This is a genomic window from Chitinophagaceae bacterium (assembly GCA_016717285.1).
Classification (GTDB): Bacteria; Bacteroidota; Bacteroidia; order Chitinophagales; family UBA10324; genus JACCZZ01.
The window spans coordinates 710755-730966 of record JADKFU010000004.1; the positions used below are offsets into that span (position 1 = coordinate 710755).

The window sequence follows — 20212 nt, forward strand, 5'->3', positions numbered from 1 at the left end:
TGAGTGAAAACCGCATCGTATGGGTGAATGCGGAGGTTGATGAACGAACTAAAGTTCGTTGTACATGCGGGTTACCAATTCGCGACGATCTCGCTGCCTTTCTCTTCATCATTCACAATGGTAAGGCACGTATCAATTTCCTGTTGCATTTCTTTTACGTGTGAGATGATGCCGACAATCCGGTTTTCCTTTCTTAGCGAGCGAAGCGTTTCAAATACCATGTCGAGTGAGTCACTATCGAGAGAGCCGAAACCTTCATCAAGAAAAAAGAAATTCTGCTTTGATTGGGAATGAATTTGTATGCTATCTGCCAATGCCAGTGCGAGCGACAAAGCGGCCTGAAATTTCTGTCCGCCGGAAAGTGTTTTCACGCTGCGCAGTTGACCGTTGTTCATGAAATCACGAACCAGGAAATTATTGCTTTCACTTACTTCCAGTCTCAGCTTCTGTCGCGTGAGTTTATAAAAACGATCATTGGCAGCATTGCACAACTGTTGCAAATGAACGGAAGAAACATAATTAACAAAGCCACTTGCTTTGAATAAATTCTTCAGCGTGGAAATATCTTCGCCTCGTAATTGCACTGTATTTAACTCTTGTGTTAAAAGAATACGTTGCTCCACTTGTTGCTTCGCCTGGTTAATTGATGCTGAAAGCGTTGCAGACTGTTGTTGCTGTTGTTCGATCAAAGAAGAACATGCTGTAAGCTCCTGAAGCAGCTGATCATGCAGTGTTGCATCATAAGTTTTTCCTGCTGTATTTTTTTCACTCTCTTCCAGCAGTTGGGTTGCTGTGTGTAATTTTAGTTGGAATTGTTGAAGAGAGTTTCTGGATGCAGGAACATTCAATTGTGATGCAAGCAAGGTGGTTGCTGTGAGGATGTCGATACCGGAATTCTTTTCGAGATCAAATAAATTGTCTGCTGTTTCTTTTAATAGACGCGTCAGCGTTTCGAGGTTGCTTTTTCCGGTGGTTATCGATCCTGTTAACTCGCCGGTAATTTTGCGCAACTGTTGCAGTTGCAGTTCCAGTGACCGGAAGTTTTCTTCCGCTTTGTCGTAAGCATTCTTCAGTTGGAGAATTTCCTGGTTGATGTTTTTGTTTCCGCTTCGGTATACTCATCGGCGTTTAACAGCTTAAACTGTTCTTGCAATAAACTTACCTGCGCCTGCAAGGCAGAGGATTCATTTTTTAAATTCTCAAGTGTAGTTCTGCCCGTTTCTTTTTGAGTTTCTTTTTCCTTTCGTTGTTTTTCAATTTTTTCAAACGCTGCTTCCGCTTTAGCAATTGACTTTTTTTGTTGATCCGCCAATGAAAATTGCTTGTTCAATTCCTGCTCATCTTCTTTTTGCCAGGATGTCCAAATGAATTTATCATCGTGCTTCTTCAATAAGGATTTTTCTTTCTTCAGTCGTTGCTGCAGAGCGGCTAATTGCTCCGCGGTTGACGCTTCGCGGCTCCGGATGATTTCAAGTTCCTGAATTATCTTTTTGTAGCAAGGCGATATTCTTCTGCGCAATTTCCTTTTCAAGGTTAATTTTTTTTATGGATACTTTAACTTCCGTAGCTGACAGGATTTGTGGATGTTCAATGGCTCCGCACAAAGGACAAGGTTCACCGGGTTTTATTTGTGTAGCATATTCTTCCAACTGCTGTTGCAGCAAAAGATGTTGCAATTCATTTTCATTTGATTGAAGTGTTTCCGCAATTTCGTTCAACCGGATTTTAAATTGGCCGATGAGTTCGCCTGATGTTTCATCGATTATTATTCCCGGCAATATTTTTTTTATGACCGGTGTAAACAAAGCATTCTTATCAGCAGACAGCGCATTTGTTTTCATTGATATGCTTTGCTGTTCATTGATTGTATTTTGAACTGTTGTTGCGAAGGAATTCTTGTGTATGAACCAGCTTTTGATTTCAGAAAGCAATAAAAAGTCGGGCAGGCTTTCTTTCAGTTCTTTTACTTGTATCGAAATAGAATCTTTTTGCTGTTGAAGGGTTAAAAGTTCCGCATCTGTAGTTTGTAAAAAGATGTTTCCTTTTTCAAGTCGCAGGTTGACCTTTTGCAAAGCAGCGTGCAGTTCATTCAGCTGAATAATTTTTTGAAGCTCCTCACTTCTCGCTTTCAGCTGTTGCCGGTTTTCAAAAGCATTTTTTATTTCCGGAAATTGCTTTTCCTTTTCTGTGAGTGTTTTTTCAATTTGCTGCAATTCTTTTGTTTGCAGACTTAACATTGCGACCTGATCGTCTTGTTGTTTTTGAAGTTCTGTTCTGCGATCGAAAAGGGGTTTGAAATGCAATAGGCAGTATTCATAACTCTTGATTCGTTGTTCCAATAGCTTCATACCAGGTTGTTGCAGCTGAAGAGCAAGCTGCAACGCTTTTTGTTCGGCAATGCGGATAAAAAGCTTTTTCAATTGAAGAAACAGTTGCTCTGCTGCTTTTTTCTCAGCAATTAATAACTGATTGCTTTTTAATTGTTGCTGCAACAGTAATGATTCATTTTCTTTTGCAGCTATTTCTTCTGCAGTAATTAATCCTGTTTGCTGAATGCGCTCTTCTAATCTGATGCGTTGTTCATTGTTCTTTTGTTCGAGCACTGATATGTTATCGTACAGCTCGAACCGCTGCAAGTGAAAAAGCTCTTTCATCATTCTCGTACGTTCAGTATCGGTGAGTTCCAGAAATTCCTGAAACTTGCCTTGCGGAATAATGATGGTGCGCCTGAAATTTTCATAGCTTAATTGCAAAATGGAAGTGATGGCTTCTACCTCAACCGGTTCCCACGCTTCGTTCACTTTCTTATAAGCTGAGCGATCAAGTGTTGCTACTTTTTCAAAATTCTTATTGTTGCGTTTTCCTTTTACCAGGAAACGGTATTCCTGTTCATCAGCACCGGTTTTAAAAATGAAATCAATAAACAGTTCTTTGGATTTCAGGTTCATCATATTATAAGCACGATCGTCCCGTTTGTTCAGCCGTTCGGTTTCACCATACAATGCAAATGAGATGGCTTCCAGAATCGTTGACTTTCCGCTGCCAACAGATCCGAAAATGCCGAAGATGCCTGCATTGGTGAGCGGTTGGAAATCGATGGTTTGTTTTTCCCGGTAGGAATAAATGCCACCAATGGTGAGACTAACAGGTATCATGAAAGTTCCTCCACTGCCAGCAGCTCTTTAAATAAATTCAGCACGTTTTCATTGGGTCGTTGTCCATGCCGGTGTTCGAAATAATCTTCAAATAATTCACTCATGGTTTTGGTGATGTCGGGACCAACCGTTAACATATTTGATGAACTGCTTTTATTCTTCACTTCAGGAATAATATTGATGATAAATGAATGAGCAGCAGACAATTGTTTTCTTTCTCCGGCAGTCAGAAAATCTTCTGTAACCATCGTGATTTCCACCAATGCTTCTGCATGATCTTTCAGCCATTCGATGGCAATAGAAATATTTTCGGCACGATAGCGCAATAAGCGTTTTCCCTTTTGCAAAGGAACGTCAGTAACTACAACCGGTTTTCCGGGCAAAGCATCAACAATCATCACATACTTCTGTTGATTCACTTCACTGAAACTGTATGCCAGCGGACTACTGCTGTAAATGACCGGACATGGAACAGGATCAATTTGTTGTTTGCGGTGTAAATGCCCAAGTGCGACATACTGCATTTGTGCAGGAATATTTTCTGAATAGATCGCCTGTGCACCGCCCAAATGTAAAATGGGTTTTTCATCTTCAGGTTCTTCAGGAGGTGTTCCGTCCTTTTTCATGAAGTAAAGATGTGCAAGCATCAAGTTTACTCCCTGTTGATCGCAATAAGTCGCGGCAAGAATTTCCCAATGCTGTTGCAGCAATGTTCGCAATGCTGCATCCTGATCTTCTGATCCGAGAAATGTTTTCAAACGCAATTCACTTGCATAGGGCGTAAGCAATAACCGAAGCGGGAAATCAATATGTGGAAGTTTCAGTTCTAAAAAACCTGTGTCACTTTTTGTTACTGCTATTCCATCCTGCAATGAAAAAGGCTTAACTATTGAATTCGGAAAACCGGCGAAGATGATCCCGCATTCGCGTGCCAATGGATCAGGTGCTTCGATGCGTTCCGGGGAATCGTGATTTCCTGCGATAGCAACTACTGCACGTGCTCCGTTGTTGGCCAATCGTTTTACGGTCCTGTAAAATAATTCAACGGCTTCTGTGGAAGGATTGAAGGTATCGAAGAGATCACCGGCAATCAAAACTGCATCTACCTGTTGTTCTTGTGCAATATTGCAGATCTCTTCGAGCACTTCTTCCTGTTCCGCTAAGCGGGAAAAATTTTCAAGACGTTTGCCAAGGTGCCAGTCAGCAGTATGAAGGATGCGCATGTAAGGTTGGTGCTGTAGAATATACAATTTGAAGATACTGCATTTTATTGTTTGCGGTCGAGGTAAAATGGACTTGCCTGCGCAGTAGGAGAAATCTGCAATTCATTGATGCAAACATGAGGTGGTAAGGTTGCGCAATAAAAAACCACGTTTGCGATATCTTCTGCTATCAATGGCTGATAGCCATTGTACACAGCTTTTGCTCTTTCGTTATCTCCCTTGAAACGTACATTTGAAAATTCCGTTTCCACTGCGCCCGGATGAATGGTGGTTACTTTTATGCGATGTTTGAGCAAATCAATACGCATGCTTTGAGAAAGTGCATCTACAGCAAATTTGGAAGCGCAGTACACGTTTCCTTTTTCATAAACATGTTTAGCGGCAAGCGAACCCATGTTAAAAATATGTCCCTGTTGCTTTGCAATCAGGAACGGAACAATTGCTTTTGTTACGTACAACAATCCTTTCACATTCGTGTCAATCATCTGATCCCAGTCGTCGGTGTTGCCATCCTGAATTAAATCCAATCCTGCTGCAAGTCCGGCATTATTGACGAGAATGGAAATTTCATTTTTCCATCCATCAGGCATTGATGTAACAGCATTGGTTACTGCCTCCTTGTCGCATACATCGAAATTTAAGGAAAGCACTTCAGCATTGAATTCATTTCTTAATTCATCAGCGACTTCTCTTAGTCGTTCGGTTCTGCGTCCGGTGATGATGATGCGATATTTGTTTTTTGCAAAAATGCGGGCAATGGCGTGGCCGAATCCTGAGGTGCCGCCGGTGATGAAAATGGTGTTGGACATGATTTTATTTGGGTTGGGATTGTTGCGTTATGTTACGATAATTTCGCCCTTACAGGTCTTTGTGATCGTTTCCTTCTTCATGTTTCTACCATAATGTTGCCATGATGGGGCTTTGTTGTTCTTCTGATTTTGTTTCTACCATACAATCACCCCGCCGGGGTTATATTAACTGGTTGATTCATTCCTCATAATGCCATTTTTGTTGTAAGACCCAGCGGGGAGAAATTATGGTAGAAATTAAATTAAAACAGAAAGGAAGCCCTGTAAGGGCGGCATTATCATTCATCATTGAAGAGCTACCATTCAAAATTATTTCATTTCATCTTTAATCACCTGCGTTACCAGCTCCGCCCAGGCCGCATACATTTTCCCGGAAGGATGTAAGCCATCATCAGCTATCAAGGAAGAGTCATTCATTCCCTTTCTTGAAATAGCAGTGATGTCAAGATAATGGACGCCTCGCTTTTCACTTTCTTCTTTATTGATGTCATTAAATTGGTCTATTTCTTTTGCAATTGCTTCCCGGTTACGACCTTCTGCAAATGGTGTGGCGCCCCAATCAGGAATGGATAGCACGATGACTTTATTTTTTTGATGGCCTGAAAATGTAATTGCCAGTTCCAGCAACTCAGCAAACTGTAGCCTGTATTCCTCCGCGCTTCTTCCACGATACTGATTGTTTACACCAATTAGTAACGTAACGATATCATAGGTTTGATGAATATCAGCATCCTGAATGGCTATCATTAATTCATCTGTCGTCCAGCCTGTAGTGGCGATGATGCGCGGATTTTCAAAATAAATTCCTTTGGAATGAAGTTGCAAAATGGTTTGATTAGGAAACCTGTCTGCTTCCTCTACCCGCTCACCGATGGTATATGAATCGCCGAGGCACAACATGGAATATTCTTTAGTGCTGCTTTGCATAGAATGAGTTTGTGAAAACGACAGCAAGATGGGGAAGAAAGCGATGATGGACAACATCACTTTTATTATTGTATTTGACAGGAGCATTTGGATGCAATTACAAATAGGGTAGGATATTGAATTTAAGGGAACCAAACCTTTCAGAAGATTTCAGCGCTGAAAAAATTGGCTTTGAGCAATGACAGATAAATTATCGGGTGTACGGACGAACCTGTCAACCAATCATGCTATATCATTTCAATACAACACCAACAACTTCTTGCTTTGCATTTCACTTCCATTTTGCAACGCGTAATAATAAGTGTTGGAGGAAAGCTGTAATTTTTTTGCATCAATGGTAAATGTGTGCCAGCCCTTTCTTAGAAATTCGTTTGCAATGATTTTTGTTACTTCTTTTCCTAAAAGATCATATAAGGTGAGGGAATAATTTCCCGGTTGCGTAATGTTGATTTCGAATGATGTTTGATTACTGAATGGATTCGGATAATTCTGATACAGTGTGAAATGTTCGGGCCCGGGACCCGGAGTTGTTTCAGTCAATGTTGCAATGTCAACCAAAGCTGTCCAGACGGAAGTGGAAGTTCCATCCTGCCTTGTCCAGATGGGAGCGATTTTTCCATCATATACACTAATGTTGGTATAATCGCCAAAGAATACATCCGTGGTGAGTTGAAAAGGTTGTTCGCTTATTTTTTGATTGGTAAAAGTAACGCCACCATCAATGGAATAGGCCAGGTAAACATCGGTTGATTGATCAATATAATTACGCCGGTCATAAAAAAGGATGTAGATATAACCGGTAGTCTGATCAATATCCATCCACGTCAAAAACTGATGCTTGGCAAATCCATCATCATTCACTTTTGAAGGAGCGCTCCAGGTAGTTCCACCATCAGCGGATTTAGCAAGCCACACATCGGTATTGTCGGAACCATTGCGCTGGTCGGTCCAGTTTACATAAATAGTTCCATGATTAGGACCGTTACTCAAATCCGTTTTTGTAACCGGCAAACCATTGCAACGCAACATGCCGGGAATATCATAATCCCAACCACCGGGTTGATCTGAAACTATGATGTCATCATTTAGCCAGGTGACACCACCATCAAATGATTTATCAAAGAATAAGGTGTCACGATTAGACCAGCACACATACACTTCGCCATTCGCACCAATAGCCGGAACCGCTCCTTCCGTAGTATTATCTCCATCAAGACAATCACCTGCGAGACGATTGATGCGAACCGGAGCGCTCCATGTTGATGCATGATCGGTAGATTTTGAAAAAAGAATGATAGAGCTGTCGTTTGGGTTGCCGCTCCCGTACTGATCAAATTGTGTCCATGTTACATAAATCGTATTGGTGACCTGATCTACTGTAGTCCACGCTTTATCCTGAGCCTTTGTTCCATTCAAACCGGTATAGGTTCCTACAGACCACGATGCGCCCTGATTAATGGAACGCTGACATACAATGCGATCGATCCAGTTTCCATTGGAAGGATTGGAAAGGTGGATGAAATAAAAATTTCCGGCTGTATCGGCAAAGATGCACGGGTCGCCCCAAACACCATAGGGAGATTCGAGTTCATCTTTCTGCCAGGTTTGTCCACCATCAAGTGATTGATAAACATAATTGATGTTGGCACCGGCTACCATATTATTGGTGTTTTTAGGATTGATGCAGATGCTGGGTTCTTCGGGACCACCGCTGTCGTCAATTTTGATGTTCTCGAATTGTGCTTCCGCAACTTTCAAATTAAAGAGGATCAAAATGAGGAGAAGCTTTTTCATACGGAGGAATTAAAAATAAAAAAGAGAATTAGCGGTGATGGATCGAAAAGCTAAAATACAATGAATATATAAAGAGGAGTTATTAATACAGGACGGCGAAAAAAGGTGCTCGCAAAGGCGCTAAGCACGCAAAGATGGCAGGCTGTAGATCATTGAGTGCTTTGCACCTTACAATGGCGTCCTGCAAAAAGATTAAAAATCGACAAGTTTGCAATGAGAACTGGTAGTTGTTTGAACATCACCACTATTTTTTCCTTCCGAAAGGTTCACTACTCGCAAAGGCGCTAAGCACGCAAAGATGGTAAGCTGTAAATCATTGAGTGCTTTGCAACTTACAATGGCGTCCTGCAAAAAGATTAAAAATTGACAAGTTTGTAGTGAGAACTGGTAGTTCTTTGAACATCACCACTATTTTTCCTTCCGAAAGGTTTACTACTCGCAAAGGCGCTAAGCACGCAAAGATGGTAGGCTGTATATCTTTGAGTGCTTTGTACCTTACAATGGCGTCCTGCAAAAAGATTGAAAATCGACAAGTTTGCAGTGAGAACTGGTAGTTCTTTGAACATCACCACTATTTTTTCCTTCCGAAAGGTTCACTACTCGCAAAGGCGCTAAGCACGCAAAGATGGTCGGCTGTATATCTTTGAGTGCTTTGCACCTTACAATGGCGACCTGCAAAAAGATTGAAAATCGACAAGTTTGCAGTGAGAACTGGTAGTTCTTATATTAACGTCACTACTATTTTTTCCTTCCGAAAGGTTCACTACTGAAAAGGCGCAAAATTCGCAAAGATGGTAAGCTGTAAATCATTGAGTGCTTTGCAACTTACAATGGCGTCCTGCAAAAAGATTAAAAATTGACAAGTTTGTAGTGAGAACTGGTAGTTCTTTGAACATCACCACTATTTTTTCCTTCCGAAAGGTTTACTACTCGCAAAGGCGCTAAGCACGCAAAGATGGTAGGCTGTATATCTTTGAGTGCTTTGTACCTTACAATGGCGTCCTGCAAAAAGATTGAAAATCGACAAGTTTGCAGTGAGAACTGGTAGTACTTATATTAACGTCACTACTATTTTTTCCCTTCAGAAAAGGTTCACTACTCGCAAAGGCGCTAAGCTCGCAAAGATGGTATGCTGTAATTTTTCTTTGCGTGTTTGCGCCTTTGCGAGAAAATTGCAATACCAAAAAAAGAGAGCGCAATGAAAGGTGATTCATTGCGCTCTTACCTTTTCTGAATGAGATCAACTACTGTACGATCAATTTCCGCATGGTTTCAACTCCATTGTTTTCTATTTTCAAAAAGTAAACGCCGTTCTGGAATTTTCTCATGTCGATAGATTTGAGCCAGAGTTGTGATTTGTCTTTGTAAGATGTTTGCATCACCAATTTTCCCATGGCATCTGTAATCTGCAGGTTGATGGGCAGATTATTTTCCGCGTCAAAAGAGATATAAAATAATCCGTCGGAAGGGTTAGGGTAAAGTTTAAAAGTATAATCAGAAACAACGGGTGCAATACCGGTTGCTACAAATCCGCCGTCGTATTTTGAGATTCCTCCGGTAGATTGATCAACACTTAGGCCGCCACTCCATGCGGTTATATTATCGTAAAATTCAACAGTAAGATGAATTACATCGTTGTCAATTTCCACCCAGGTATCTCCACCATCTAAACTATATTCAGATCCAAATAAAGCACTATTGGTATCATAACCAGCCGCAACGATAGTACTGGTTGTATTTGGCACGAAAGAAATATCGCCTGGGCCGCTTGCATTGTAGAAATAATCTGAGGGAGTAATATCTGTCCATGTATCGCCTCCATCATAAGTACGGTACAAGGAAAGAAATGCAAACGTAGAGGGATCGCTCATTTCAATCCAACCTGTCATGTCGTCGGCAAAATCAAGTGATACCACTGCATTAGTGGTTCCTGTTGAATATACAGTCCAGGTAGCACCGTAATCTGTGGATCTAAAAACCCGACCAGCATTCGTACCAAACCAAAAGGTATTTCCTCTGGCAGCAAAAGATCTGGTAAGTCCATATTCGCCGGCAGTAGGATCAGGTATGTTTGCTCCGGGCACTGGAGTCCAGGTTGTTCCACCATCAGTAGTAGTATAAATTTCAAATTCTCCATTAACAGGATCACCAACTGCGACACCGATATTCGCATCCCAAAAATGTAATACGTCTGGAAAAGATACACCACTTGTGTTAAAAATGACACCTGTACCTTGCTGCGTCCAGGTTGTTCCTCCGTCAGTTGTTTTATAAATGCGCCCAGTCGCGGTTGCAGTATTTTTGAAGAACATCGCCCATGCAGTATTTGCATCAACAGCAGCAAGGCAAGACCAATTGTAAGAGGTTGGTGCTGCAGAAACTGTACCTGCCGTCCATGTTGCTCCACCATCTGTCGTTCTTGAATAGTCACGCACATTAGCGCCTGCTGCAGCATCAAAAGCAGAAACCCAGGCAGTATTCTGACTTGTAATTACAATCTGGTTAACTGCCCTATTTACAGAGAGGCCGGTAACTTGTTCAATCCATTGCGCAGAAACATTCGCTGCAAGGAAAAAAGTGGCAATTAAAAAAAGTAAAGTTTTTCTCATGATTTTGGATTTTAGTTTCTCAAAACTAAATTTTATCTCTGAAATAGCGAAAACGAAATCTTGAAATAAAGGAACGAGTTGAGGGCTTTTAACGAAGGCATGTTGGAAACACCAACCTTTTGATGATAAATTCTATTTTTGAAGCCCATGAATTTTCCTTCTAAACTTATAGAGCAAGCCGTTACCGCATTTGAGAAATTGCCGGGCATTGGAAAAAAGACGGCCTTACGATTGGTGTTGCACCTGTTGAAACAGGATGTAGCTGCTGTAGAGCAATTCGGTGATGCGATTGTGCGCATGCGCAAGGAGATTCGGTTCTGTAAAAACTGCCACAACATTTCAGATCATGAGTTGTGCAGCATTTGTGAAAGCCCGAAACGTAATCATTCGCTGGTATGTGTAGTAGAAAATATCCGCGATGTGATTGCGATTGAATCCACCAATCAATATAATGGCTTGTATCATGTTTTAGGTGGTGTAATAAGTCCGCTGGAAGGAATCGGACCGGAAGAATTGAATATTGATTCCCTGGGCGAAAGGTGCAAAGCAGGTGAGATCAAAGAAGTAATTATGGCATTGAATCCTACCATTGAAGGCGACACAACTATTTTCTATCTCTCGAAAAAACTACAGTCACTTCCTGTTAAGATCACCAGCATAGCACGCGGCATTTCATTTGGTGGCGAGCTGGAATATGTAGATGATATTACGCTGGCACGGTCTATTGCTACAAGGATGCCGTATGAGAATTATCTGGTGAGGAGTGGGGAATAGTGCGTAAAGAGTAGCGAGTAGTTAGTCGTGAGTCCTTAGTCGTTTGTTGTTTTGTACGACTATTCCCGCTTCGCGCAACCATTTAACTATTTAGCCATTGCCCCATTTTGTAAGCAGCGTTGATGTAACAATCAGTATAAGAGAAGCGCAACAATATCTTTTCAAGCGCGCTGTTTTGGTATGGAAAAGTTTACAGCTAACTTTCGCCAATGCTTCAGCTTTCCGTAATCATTGTCAATTACAATGTCCGGTTCTTTCTGGAACAGGCTTTATTGTCTGTGAAGAAGGCTGTGCGACATTTATCAGCAGAAATTATTGTGGTCGATAACAATTCTGTTGATGGTTCCGGCGACATGATGCGGGAGAAATTTCCCGATGTTATTTACATAGAAAACTGTGAGAATGTCGGGTTTGCAAAAGCCAACAACCAGGGCATCGCGATAGCAAAAAGTCAATATGTTTTATTATTGAATCCCGATACTATTGTAGAAGAAGACACTTTTGAAAAATGCTTTCAGTTTATGGAGGAGCATCAAGAGGCAGGAGCACTCGGCGTGAAGATGCTCGATGGCAAAGGAAATTTTCTTCCCGAATCGAAGCGCGGATTTCCATCGCCGTCTGTCGGATTTTATAAAGCCTTTGGATTATCAAGGTTGTTTCCAAACTCAAAAATATTCGGTGGCTATCACCTCGGTTATCTTTCAGAAAATGAAACGCATGAAGTGGATGTGCTCGCTGGTGCCTTCATGTTCATCCGCAAAACAGCGCTGGATAAAGCAGGCTGGCTCGATGAATCTTTCTTTATGTATGGCGAAGACATTGATCTTTCGTATCGTATTGTGAAAGCAGGCTATAAAAATTATTACTTCGCCGATACGCGTATCATTCATTACAAGGGAGAAAGCACGAAGAAGGGCACGATGAATTATGTCCGTATGTTTTACCAGGCCATGATCATTTTTGCACAGAAGCATTTCAGCAGCAGCGGTGCAGGAATTTATATCCTGATGTTAAAAGTGGCCATTTACCTTCGGGCTATATTATCTGTCGTCTCTTCTTTTATAAAACGATGGGTACTGCCAATTGTTGACGCACTTACAATGTATGGCGGCATGGTACTGCTCAAGAACTACTGGCAATACAATGTTAAGGTGGCAGAAGGACTTACGTACCCGGAAGAATATATCTACTTCATTATTCCCGGTTATATTTTGATTTGGCAGCTCTCCGTATTTTTCAGTGGCGGCTATGAAAAAAATGCAAGGCCTGCGCGCATCATCCGTGGACTGTTCTTCGGCACCATTGTGATAGCAGCAATCTACGGCTTTCTGCCGGAGACCATGCGTTTCTCACGTGCCATGATCATCCTCGGATTCATCTTTGGTCTGTTCTCTATGATCGGACTGCGGTTGCTTATTCACTTTGTGAAGTTCAAAAATTTGCGATTAGGTGAAGCACGGGAGAAGAAGCTGATTATTGTGGGAAACAGGGAAGAAACATCACGCGTTGAAATGTTGCTTAATCAGGCAAAAATTAAAAACGATTACATTGGTTATGTTTCTATTCAGTCAGAAAATCATCACAACCCTCATCACCTCGGTGAGGTGCACCAGTTGACGGAGATTACACGCATCTATAAAATTGAAGAACTGATTTTTTGTTCGAAAGATATTTCTTCACAAAAAATTATTGAATGGATGACCAACATCGGACCTGATCTTGAATACAAGATTGTTCCGGAAGATTCACTCAGCATCATTGGCAGCAATTCAAAAGATGCGCCGGGAGAATTATACACCATTGATATCAAACTGGCTATCGCAACCCCTTTTAACAAAAGAAGTAAACGGTTATTTGATCTGGCTACTGCACTTTTTCTGCTGCTCACTTTGCCCCTCAATGTTTTTATTATTAAAAATCCACTTGGATTGATCGGTAATATTTTCAAAGTGCTTGGCGGAAAAAAAGGCTGGGTTGGTTATGCCGGCGGAACACACCAACAGTTCCAGCTTCCGCTCTTGCGGGACGGAGTGCTCACACCGCTTGACGAGTTGAGAGCAACACACCTCAATGATGCGGCTATTTCCCGCATCAACCTGTTGTATGCAAAAGATTATACCACCTCGCACGATGCTGAGTTGTTCCTCAAATGTTTCAGGTTGCTCGGAACCACACGGAATTGACAACCGCGATTTCCTTCAGATCATCCGTTTCCTTCAGCAATCGTTGTTGTAACACCGGCTGTTCTTTTGCGTAAGAGCATTCAGCATTTTGTTTCTAGTGAGCTCCACGACAAAATTTACGCATCCTGTTAATCTCCGTGCATTTTCATGCCTCCGTGGCAATGCATGCAACAACCATTTAGCACGTAACGCCACGAAAATTGCCGTAAACATTCTTTGTATGACTTTATCTTCTTTCATCAAAAAAATAATTTTATGAAAAACCAACTCCTCCTCCTCCTGATGCTGCTTTCCGCGGCCTCTTTCTCCCAAATTCCTGCTTCCTGGAACAGTGTAGGTCCGGGTGGTGGTGGTGCGCTTTTTAATCCTTCCATCAATCCTGCAAATACAAATGAATATTACGTAGCCTGCGACATGAGTGAATATTTTCACACCACAGATTTTGGAAACAGCTATTCTATTCTTGATTATAAAAAAATTCAAAGCGGACCAAACGGTGTGATCCGCTTCACGAATAATGCAAGCATTCTGTATAGCATTCAGGATGCAGATGATCTTGCGGTGCCTGTGAAAAGTACGGACGGCGGACAAACATGGAATACTTTGTCAGGTAATCCGGACAACTCCGAATATGTCTATTATCTCTATGCAAATTATGATAACCCTGACATAATGGTGATGAGTTATTACAGCCAACTTTATATAACTCTAAATGGAGGAAGCAGCTTCACACTCATCCACAATGCTAACAACAGTGGAAGCGGGATTGTGCTGGCCGGTGCATTTTTCGATGGCAACAACATTTATATCGGCACCAATGATGGATTGTATGTTTCAACAAATGGTGGAACTTCCTTTTCATTGAATACAGCCACCGGTATTCCCACTACCAATGCGATGTATTCTTTCGCAGGAGCAAAAGTGGGAAGCACCACTCGTTTTTTTGTATTGACTGCCACCAAAGGAAACATCTATGCAGGATTTCCCGGTTATGACTACTGGCAGTTTGCAAAAGGCGTATATGCACTTGATTACGGTGCTGGTAATTGGATTCAAAAGCAAACAGGCCTCAATCTGAATGTGGACTTTCCGATGGTCGTGGGCATGGCGGAAAATGACATCAATACTTGTTACTTGTCGGGAAGCAATACTTCTGGTTATCCCAATGTATTAAAAACCGCTGACGGCGGAAATGCATGGACACATGTGTTCAATGCACAAGGAAATATCAGCATCAACACAGGTTGGTGTGGCAGCAGCGGTGATCGCGATTGGGGTTATGCGGAAGTATTTTTCGGACTCAGCGTTGCAAAGTATGATGCGTCTAAAATTATTTGCACTGATTTCGGTTACGTTCATAAATCCGGCGATGCTGGTGTTACCTGGAAACAGGCTTACGTAAATGCCGCCGATCAGAATGCCGCCGGAGTTTCCACGCCCAAAGGGAAAAGTTATCATGGTATCGGATTGGAAAACACAACCTGCTGGCAGGTGATGTGGGTTGATCAGAATAATTTGTGGGCAGGATTTTCTGATATCAAAGGTGTGCGCAGCAACGACGGCGGTGCTTCCTGGAATTTCAATTATACAGGCAATGATCAAAACAGCACCTATCGCATTGTGCGCAATCCTTCCAACGGATATTTGTATGCAGCACTTTCCACTATTCACGACATGTATCAAAGTACCCGCTTGCAGGATGCAACATTGGATGTTTCGAATTCCGGAAAAATTATTTATTCAACAGACAATGGATTGACGTGGTTACTGCTGCATGATTTCAGTCATCCTGTTTTCTGGTTGTCGCTGGATCCCAACAATCCCAATACGATATATGCAAGTGTGATCAATCACGCCAGTAACCTTGGCGGAATTTATAAATGCATCAACCTGCAAAACAATGCTGCTTCCACCTGGACGCAACTTCCGGCACCACCCAGAACAGAAGGTCATCCTGCCACGGTGATTGCATTGAATGATGGAAAAGTGTTGTGTACGTATTCAGCAAGAAGAGATGCTGCCGGTGCCTTCACGCCCAGTTCCGGTGTATTTATGTATGATGGAAATTCATGGACAGATTTGAGCGTTAATCCAGGAATGTTTTATTGGTGCAAGGACATCGTGCTCGATCCGAATGATGCGAATCAAAACACCTGGTATGTCGGGGTGTTCAAAGGATGGGGCAGCACTGCGGTGAATAATGCAGGAGGCGGTTTGTATAAAACCACCAACAGAGGAGCCAACTGGACAAAAATAAATTCAACAGACCGTGTTACTTCCATCACGTTCGATCCTGCAAATGCAAACCGTATTTACATGACAACAGAAACACAAGGACTTTGGTCTTGCGACAATGTGAACGATGCCACACCATTGTTCAGTCAGGTTGCAAGCTATCCTTTCCGGCAACCCGAACGTGTTTACTTCAATCCATTTGTTACAGGTGAAGTATGGGTTACCAGTTTTGGTCACGGTATGCGGGTGGGAAGTGCATGTGTCGCACCTTCGGTAACCGTTTCTGCGGGAGGACCTGTTACTTTTTGTAAAGGAGGAAGCGTTGTGTTAACTGCATCTTCAGTCGGCAGCGTAACCTACCAGTGGAAGAAAAACAATGTGAATATCAGCAGTGCAACAACGGCCACATACATTGCTTCCACAACAGGAAATTATAATGTAACAGTTGTTGGATTATGCGGCACATCAACTTCAAACACAATTGTTGTCACACAAAATTCAAATCCTGTTGCCACGATCAGTCCTGCAGGTACCGTGACTATGTGCGCCGGAGGTAGCACACTGTTGACTGCGAATTCAGGAAGCGGTTTCACTTATCAATGGACCAGGAATGGAAGCAATCTCAGCGGTGCAACCAATATTACTTACGCTGCAACACTTTCAGGAAATTATAAAGTGAAGGTTACCAAAAATTCAACGGGTTGTTTCAAAACCTCTGCGGCCACCACGGTGACCATAACGTGTAAAGAGGCGGCAACTGCTATGAATGATTCAGCCGCTTCATACGATGTTTTCCCCAATCCTTTTACAAATGCATTTACGCTTAAGCTTTCAACGGAAAACCAATACGACCTGTGCATCACTAATTTATTAGGGCAGCAAATGTTGTTTGTTCAATCGCCGCCCACCACTATTGAATTGGGTTCATTCCTGCCAAAAGGCGTTTATTTTTTAACCATAACTTCTAACGGAGTTTTGCAAGCAGTTAAAAAAATTGTGAAAGAATAATTTTCAGATTTCCTTCATACGGGGCAAAATTCTCCTCAACCTGAGTATAATTTGCTCAGTGTTTTTTATACGAATCATGCATCTGAATGCTGAATACTGAACATTTAATGTAGTTACAATCATTTTAGCGATGGCACTTGCTTTGTAAAGTGAGCAGCAGTTATTACTCACTAAACAAATCAAAAATGAAATTTATCATCACCATCACCTTTGCCTTACTTGCTTTCATTACCGGCGCAAATGCGCAAAATATTTCTATAGGTCCTTCAGTTGGTTTTCAGCATTCCTGGATCAGTGGCGATTTACCGGATTCAACCATGCATACTTTTCATGGCGGATTTAATATAGGAGCTTCCTTCGTTTATTCTACTGAATCACATTTGGGCCTGGGCGCAGATTTAAAATATTCGATGGAAGGCACTTCCATCCAAACGGAATCTAACAATGTAAAAACGGTGACTGATTGGAACACCAGCTATATCCGTCTTCCTTTTCGCCTCATCTATTTCTTTGGTGAATATGGTCATGCCATTCGTCCTAAAATATTTCTCGGCCCCACCATTGGTGTATTACTTGCATCCAAATCCGAAGGCACCGATGTTAAAGACCTCACCAATAGTTTTGATGCAGGGGTGCATGGTGGTTTAGGTTTGAACATCAGGTTGATTGAAAAACTCTGGTTGAATACTGACGTCACCTACTACCAGGGATTATCAGATGTTACACAAAGTGAATTCGATGATACCAAAAACCACAATGGTAATCTTTCCTTGAATGCCGGCTTGCTCTTCGGCTTCTGACAGAATATTTATTTCAATCTGCAAGGGTGTGCGTGTTAACGTGCATCCTTTTTTTTGTCTCCTCCTGAATATCAATATTTTTACGTTGCACAAAATAAAGCGGTATGCAACGCGACTCTTTAACTTACACTGAAGAAACACTCGATCCTTCAGATTGGTCGGCCAATAAAGCGCTGGGTGTTGAAATGGTAAACGATATGATGCAGTTTCTGCAAACAGTCCGCGACCGTGCAACCTGGCAACCACCTTCTGAACGGGCCAAACAACATTTTAATGCCGGCATTCCGTTCGATGGTATGGCACTTGAAAAGGTGTACGATGAATTCAAACAATACATCCTTCCGTTTCCTACCGGGAATATTCACCCGCGTTTTTGGGGTTGGGTGATGGGAAATGGATCTTCTTCTGCAATGCTCGCCGACATGCTTGCATCTGGGATCAATCTTAATCAGGGTGGCGGAAATCAGATGGGTGGCCGGGTGGAGACGCAGGTGATCAACTGGTTCAAAAAACTTTTTGGATTTCCAGATGCAGCAAGCGGGCTGGTGGTCAGCGGCGGATCGATGGCCAACCTCATTGGTATTACAGTAGCACGGTTTGTAAAGGCGGATTTTGATTTGAGAAAGGAAGGAGTTTATGGTTCGAAGAAAAGAATGCTGGTGTATGCATCTTCAGAAGTGCATAACTGTACAAATAAGGCAGTCGAGTTATTGGGATTGGGAAGTGATTCGCTTCGGTTGATTCCGGTGAATGATCAGTATGAAATGGATCTGGATGCGCTTGCTGTTCAAATTAAAAAAGATCGTGAGTCGGGAATGCAACCGTTTTGTATTGTTGGAAATGCTGTCACGGTTAATACGGGCGCAGTGGATGATCTGAATGCCATTGCTGACATCTGTGAAAAAGAAAATCTATGGTTTCATGTGGATGGTGCCATTGGCGCGATGCTGGCGCTATCCGAAAAATATCATCATGTTATAAAAGGAATGGAGCGTGCTGATTCCATCGCATTCGATTTACACAAGTGGATGTATATTCCGTATGAAGCCGGTTGCATATTGGTAAGAAAAGGAATGCAGCATTATCAGACCTTCTCCATGCATGCTGATTACCTGGCGCATGAAGATCGTGGTGTTGCTGCCGGCGACATCTGGTTCAGTGATTATGGAGTAGAGCTTTCACGCGGATTTAAAGCACTGAAGATCTGGATGAGCATGAAGGAACATGGCATTAAAAAATTCGGCAGACTGGTGACGCAGAATGTGGAACAGGTGCAATACCTCAAAGCGTTGGTAGTGGCAAACAAAAAGCTGGAATTACTTGCGCCGGCGCCTATGAACATACTCTGCTTTCGCTATATCATTGCTTCAAAAAATGAGGAGCAGTTGAATGCGTTGAACAAAGAATTGCTGCTTCGATTGCATGAAAGTGGTGTTGCGGTTCCTTCTTATACAGTGTTGCATGGAAAATATGCACTGCGTGTGGCCAACACCAATCACAGAACACAAAGAGAAGATTTTGATGTGCTGATCAATAAGGTGATTGAATTGGGAGATGATTTAGTAGAAGAAAAAAAATGAAATGAATGTTTGATAATTTCTGAGCGGTCATCATGCCCTTCGAATGGCTCAGGGAGCATTGGCCGTTCCCTGCACTTGTCGAAGGTGTACCCTGAGCCTGTCGAAGGTGTACCCTGAGCCTGTCGAAGGGCAAGTCGAAATATATTTTTAACAGATTTTCTTATCATGAAAAAAAATATCACCATCGCGGGCTGCGGAGTGATCGGACTAACAACCGGCATTCGATTGTTGGAAGAAGGATACCGCGTAAAAATCATAACGCGTGATTTACCGCAACAAACTACTTCTAACAAAGCCGCTGCTTTCTGGTTTCCTTATCATGTGCGCGACAGTGAACAGATACTTGACTGGAGCATGTTTTCCTATAAAAAATTTGAAGCACTTGCCGAAGTGGAAAGCAGTGGTGTTCATATGGCACCCATTATTAAACTTGGAAATGAAGTAAATGACATTGAACAGCGCATCAGGACAACATTGCGTGCAGAAAGATTTCGACCCTTGCGGAAAGAAGAACTGCGTGGTGGCTTTGACAGTGGCTGGTACATTCAGGTTCCATTGATTGAAACACCGCTGTATCTGCCTTATTTATTGGATGCATTCATTTCGGGTGGCGGAAAAATTATGCAGCACTCCATTACATCACTCAATGAATTGATGGATAACGCAACCATTGTTATCAATTGCACGGGCCTGGCATCCCGTGAATTGGCAAATGATGAACAGCTAATTCCTGTCCGCGGACAAATCGCATTATTGAAAACAGAAAACCTGCACCGGATTATACTGGAAGATTTTTCACCAACCTACATTGTGTACCGTGACGATGGTTGTATCTGTGGCGGAACTTATGAAATGAATTGTGCGGAAGAAGTTACTGAACCGGCAATGCTTCAAAAAGTTCTTGAACGCTGCATGGCCCTCGAACCGCACTTGCAATCAGCCACACTCATAGATAGCTGGGCCGGTTTGCGTCCTTTTCGTGCAGATATGCGTGTGGAAATTGAAAAGGATAAATCACTCATTCACAATTACGGACATGGCGGATCAGGATTTACTGTTTCGTGGGGATGCGCGGAGGAAGTAGTAAAGCTGCTTGAAAGGATGCAGAGATAAAT

Annotated in this window: 14 protein-coding genes; 6 read left to right on the plus strand and 8 right to left on the minus strand. The window is 42.3% G+C overall.

Features of this window, described 5'->3' with window-relative positions; genetic code table 11:
- Nucleotides 1-71: 71 nt before the first annotated feature.
- The 8 genes from IPO83_08150 to IPO83_08185 form a co-directional block, all read right to left on the minus strand.
- Complete coding sequence (locus IPO83_08150) at nt 72-1094, minus strand: hypothetical protein (protein ID MBK9731243.1); 1023 nt, start codon at nt 1092-1094, stop codon at nt 72-74.
- On the minus strand, nt 1070-1531 hold the full coding sequence (locus IPO83_08155; GenBank protein MBK9731244.1) for a hypothetical protein: 462 nt from the start codon (nt 1529-1531) through the stop codon (nt 1070-1072). The genes IPO83_08150 and IPO83_08155 overlap by 25 nt, the downstream gene beginning before the upstream one ends.
- Nucleotides 1470-3155 (minus strand): AAA family ATPase, encoded by a 1686-nt coding sequence (locus IPO83_08160; protein MBK9731245.1) that lies wholly within the window; start codon nt 3153-3155, stop codon nt 1470-1472. Before IPO83_08160 ends, IPO83_08155 begins: the two co-directional genes overlap by 62 nt.
- Nucleotides 3152-4378: an exonuclease subunit SbcD gene (sbcD, locus tag IPO83_08165; GenBank protein MBK9731246.1), complete on the minus strand. Its 1227-nt coding sequence runs from the start codon at nt 4376-4378 to the stop codon at nt 3152-3154. Before sbcD ends, IPO83_08160 begins: the two co-directional genes overlap by 4 nt.
- A gap of 44 nt (nt 4379-4422) precedes the next feature.
- Nucleotides 4423-5187, minus strand: a complete 765-nt coding sequence (locus tag IPO83_08170) for an SDR family NAD(P)-dependent oxidoreductase (GenBank protein ID MBK9731247.1) — start codon at nt 5185-5187, stop codon at nt 4423-4425.
- A gap of 309 nt (nt 5188-5496) precedes the next feature.
- Nucleotides 5497-6114: an SGNH/GDSL hydrolase family protein gene (locus tag IPO83_08175; GenBank protein MBK9731248.1), complete on the minus strand. Its 618-nt coding sequence runs from the start codon at nt 6112-6114 to the stop codon at nt 5497-5499.
- Between the two features lie 237 nt (nt 6115-6351).
- A complete protein-coding gene (locus tag IPO83_08180; protein ID MBK9731249.1) occupies nt 6352-7908 on the minus strand; it encodes a T9SS type A sorting domain-containing protein in 1557 nt (518 codons plus the stop codon).
- A 1244-nt stretch (nt 7909-9152) separates the two neighbouring features.
- Nucleotides 9153-10517: a T9SS type A sorting domain-containing protein gene (locus tag IPO83_08185; GenBank protein ID MBK9731250.1), complete on the minus strand. Its 1365-nt coding sequence runs from the start codon at nt 10515-10517 to the stop codon at nt 9153-9155.
- A 147-nt stretch (nt 10518-10664) separates the two neighbouring features.
- Here IPO83_08185 and recR point away from each other — a divergent pair, with 147 nt between their 5' ends.
- From recR to IPO83_08215, 6 genes are all read left to right on the plus strand, one after another.
- Nucleotides 10665-11291, plus strand: coding sequence for a recombination protein RecR (recR, locus tag IPO83_08190; protein ID MBK9731251.1), 627 nt, complete (start codon nt 10665-10667; stop codon nt 11289-11291).
- A gap of 209 nt (nt 11292-11500) precedes the next feature.
- Nucleotides 11501-13474 carry a glycosyltransferase gene (locus IPO83_08195; GenBank protein MBK9731252.1) on the plus strand — a complete coding sequence of 658 codons (1974 nt, stop codon included), beginning with the start codon at nt 11501-11503 and terminating at the stop codon, nt 13472-13474.
- Nucleotides 13475-13729: 255 nt separating this feature from the next.
- The gene (locus tag IPO83_08200) at nt 13730-16717 is read left to right on the plus strand and encodes a T9SS type A sorting domain-containing protein (GenBank protein MBK9731253.1); all 2988 of its coding nucleotides are present in this window, start codon (nt 13730-13732) and stop codon (nt 16715-16717) included.
- A 185-nt stretch (nt 16718-16902) separates the two neighbouring features.
- Nucleotides 16903-17517 carry a PorT family protein gene (locus IPO83_08205; GenBank protein MBK9731254.1) on the plus strand — a complete coding sequence of 205 codons (615 nt, stop codon included), beginning with the start codon at nt 16903-16905 and terminating at the stop codon, nt 17515-17517.
- A 104-nt stretch (nt 17518-17621) separates the two neighbouring features.
- Entirely contained in the window at nt 17622-19097 is a 1476-nt protein-coding gene (locus tag IPO83_08210) for an aminotransferase class V-fold PLP-dependent enzyme (protein MBK9731255.1), read from the plus strand.
- A gap of 165 nt (nt 19098-19262) precedes the next feature.
- On the plus strand, nt 19263-20210 hold the full coding sequence (locus IPO83_08215; GenBank protein MBK9731256.1) for an FAD-dependent oxidoreductase: 948 nt from the start codon (nt 19263-19265) through the stop codon (nt 20208-20210).
- Nucleotides 20211-20212: the final 2 nt, after the last annotated feature.

Excerpts from the sequence above, each read along its gene's own strand:
- IPO83_08210 (MBK9731255.1), top strand. The coding sequence starts at position 17,622 with ATGCAACGCGACTCTTTAACTTACACTGAAGAAACACTCGATCCTTCA.
- IPO83_08175 (MBK9731248.1), bottom strand. The coding sequence starts at position 6,114 with ATGCAAAGCAGCACTAAAGAATATTCCATGTTGTGCCTCGGCGATTCA.
- sbcD (MBK9731246.1), bottom strand. The coding sequence starts at position 4,378 with ATGCGCATCCTTCATACTGCTGACTGGCACCTTGGCAAACGTCTTGAA.
- IPO83_08215 (MBK9731256.1), top strand. The coding sequence starts at position 19,263 with ATGAAAAAAAATATCACCATCGCGGGCTGCGGAGTGATCGGACTAACA.
- recR (MBK9731251.1), top strand. The coding sequence starts at position 10,665 with ATGAATTTTCCTTCTAAACTTATAGAGCAAGCCGTTACCGCATTTGAG.
- IPO83_08185 (MBK9731250.1), bottom strand. The coding sequence starts at position 10,517 with ATGAGAAAAACTTTACTTTTTTTAATTGCCACTTTTTTCCTTGCAGCG.
- IPO83_08195 (MBK9731252.1), top strand. The coding sequence starts at position 11,501 with ATGCTTCAGCTTTCCGTAATCATTGTCAATTACAATGTCCGGTTCTTT.
- IPO83_08160 (MBK9731245.1), bottom strand. The coding sequence starts at position 3,155 with ATGATACCTGTTAGTCTCACCATTGGTGGCATTTATTCCTACCGGGAA.
- IPO83_08205 (MBK9731254.1), top strand. The coding sequence starts at position 16,903 with ATGAAATTTATCATCACCATCACCTTTGCCTTACTTGCTTTCATTACC.
- IPO83_08170 (MBK9731247.1), bottom strand. The coding sequence starts at position 5,187 with ATGTCCAACACCATTTTCATCACCGGCGGCACCTCAGGATTCGGCCAC.
- IPO83_08200 (MBK9731253.1), top strand. The coding sequence starts at position 13,730 with ATGAAAAACCAACTCCTCCTCCTCCTGATGCTGCTTTCCGCGGCCTCT.
- IPO83_08180 (MBK9731249.1), bottom strand. The coding sequence starts at position 7,908 with ATGAAAAAGCTTCTCCTCATTTTGATCCTCTTTAATTTGAAAGTTGCG.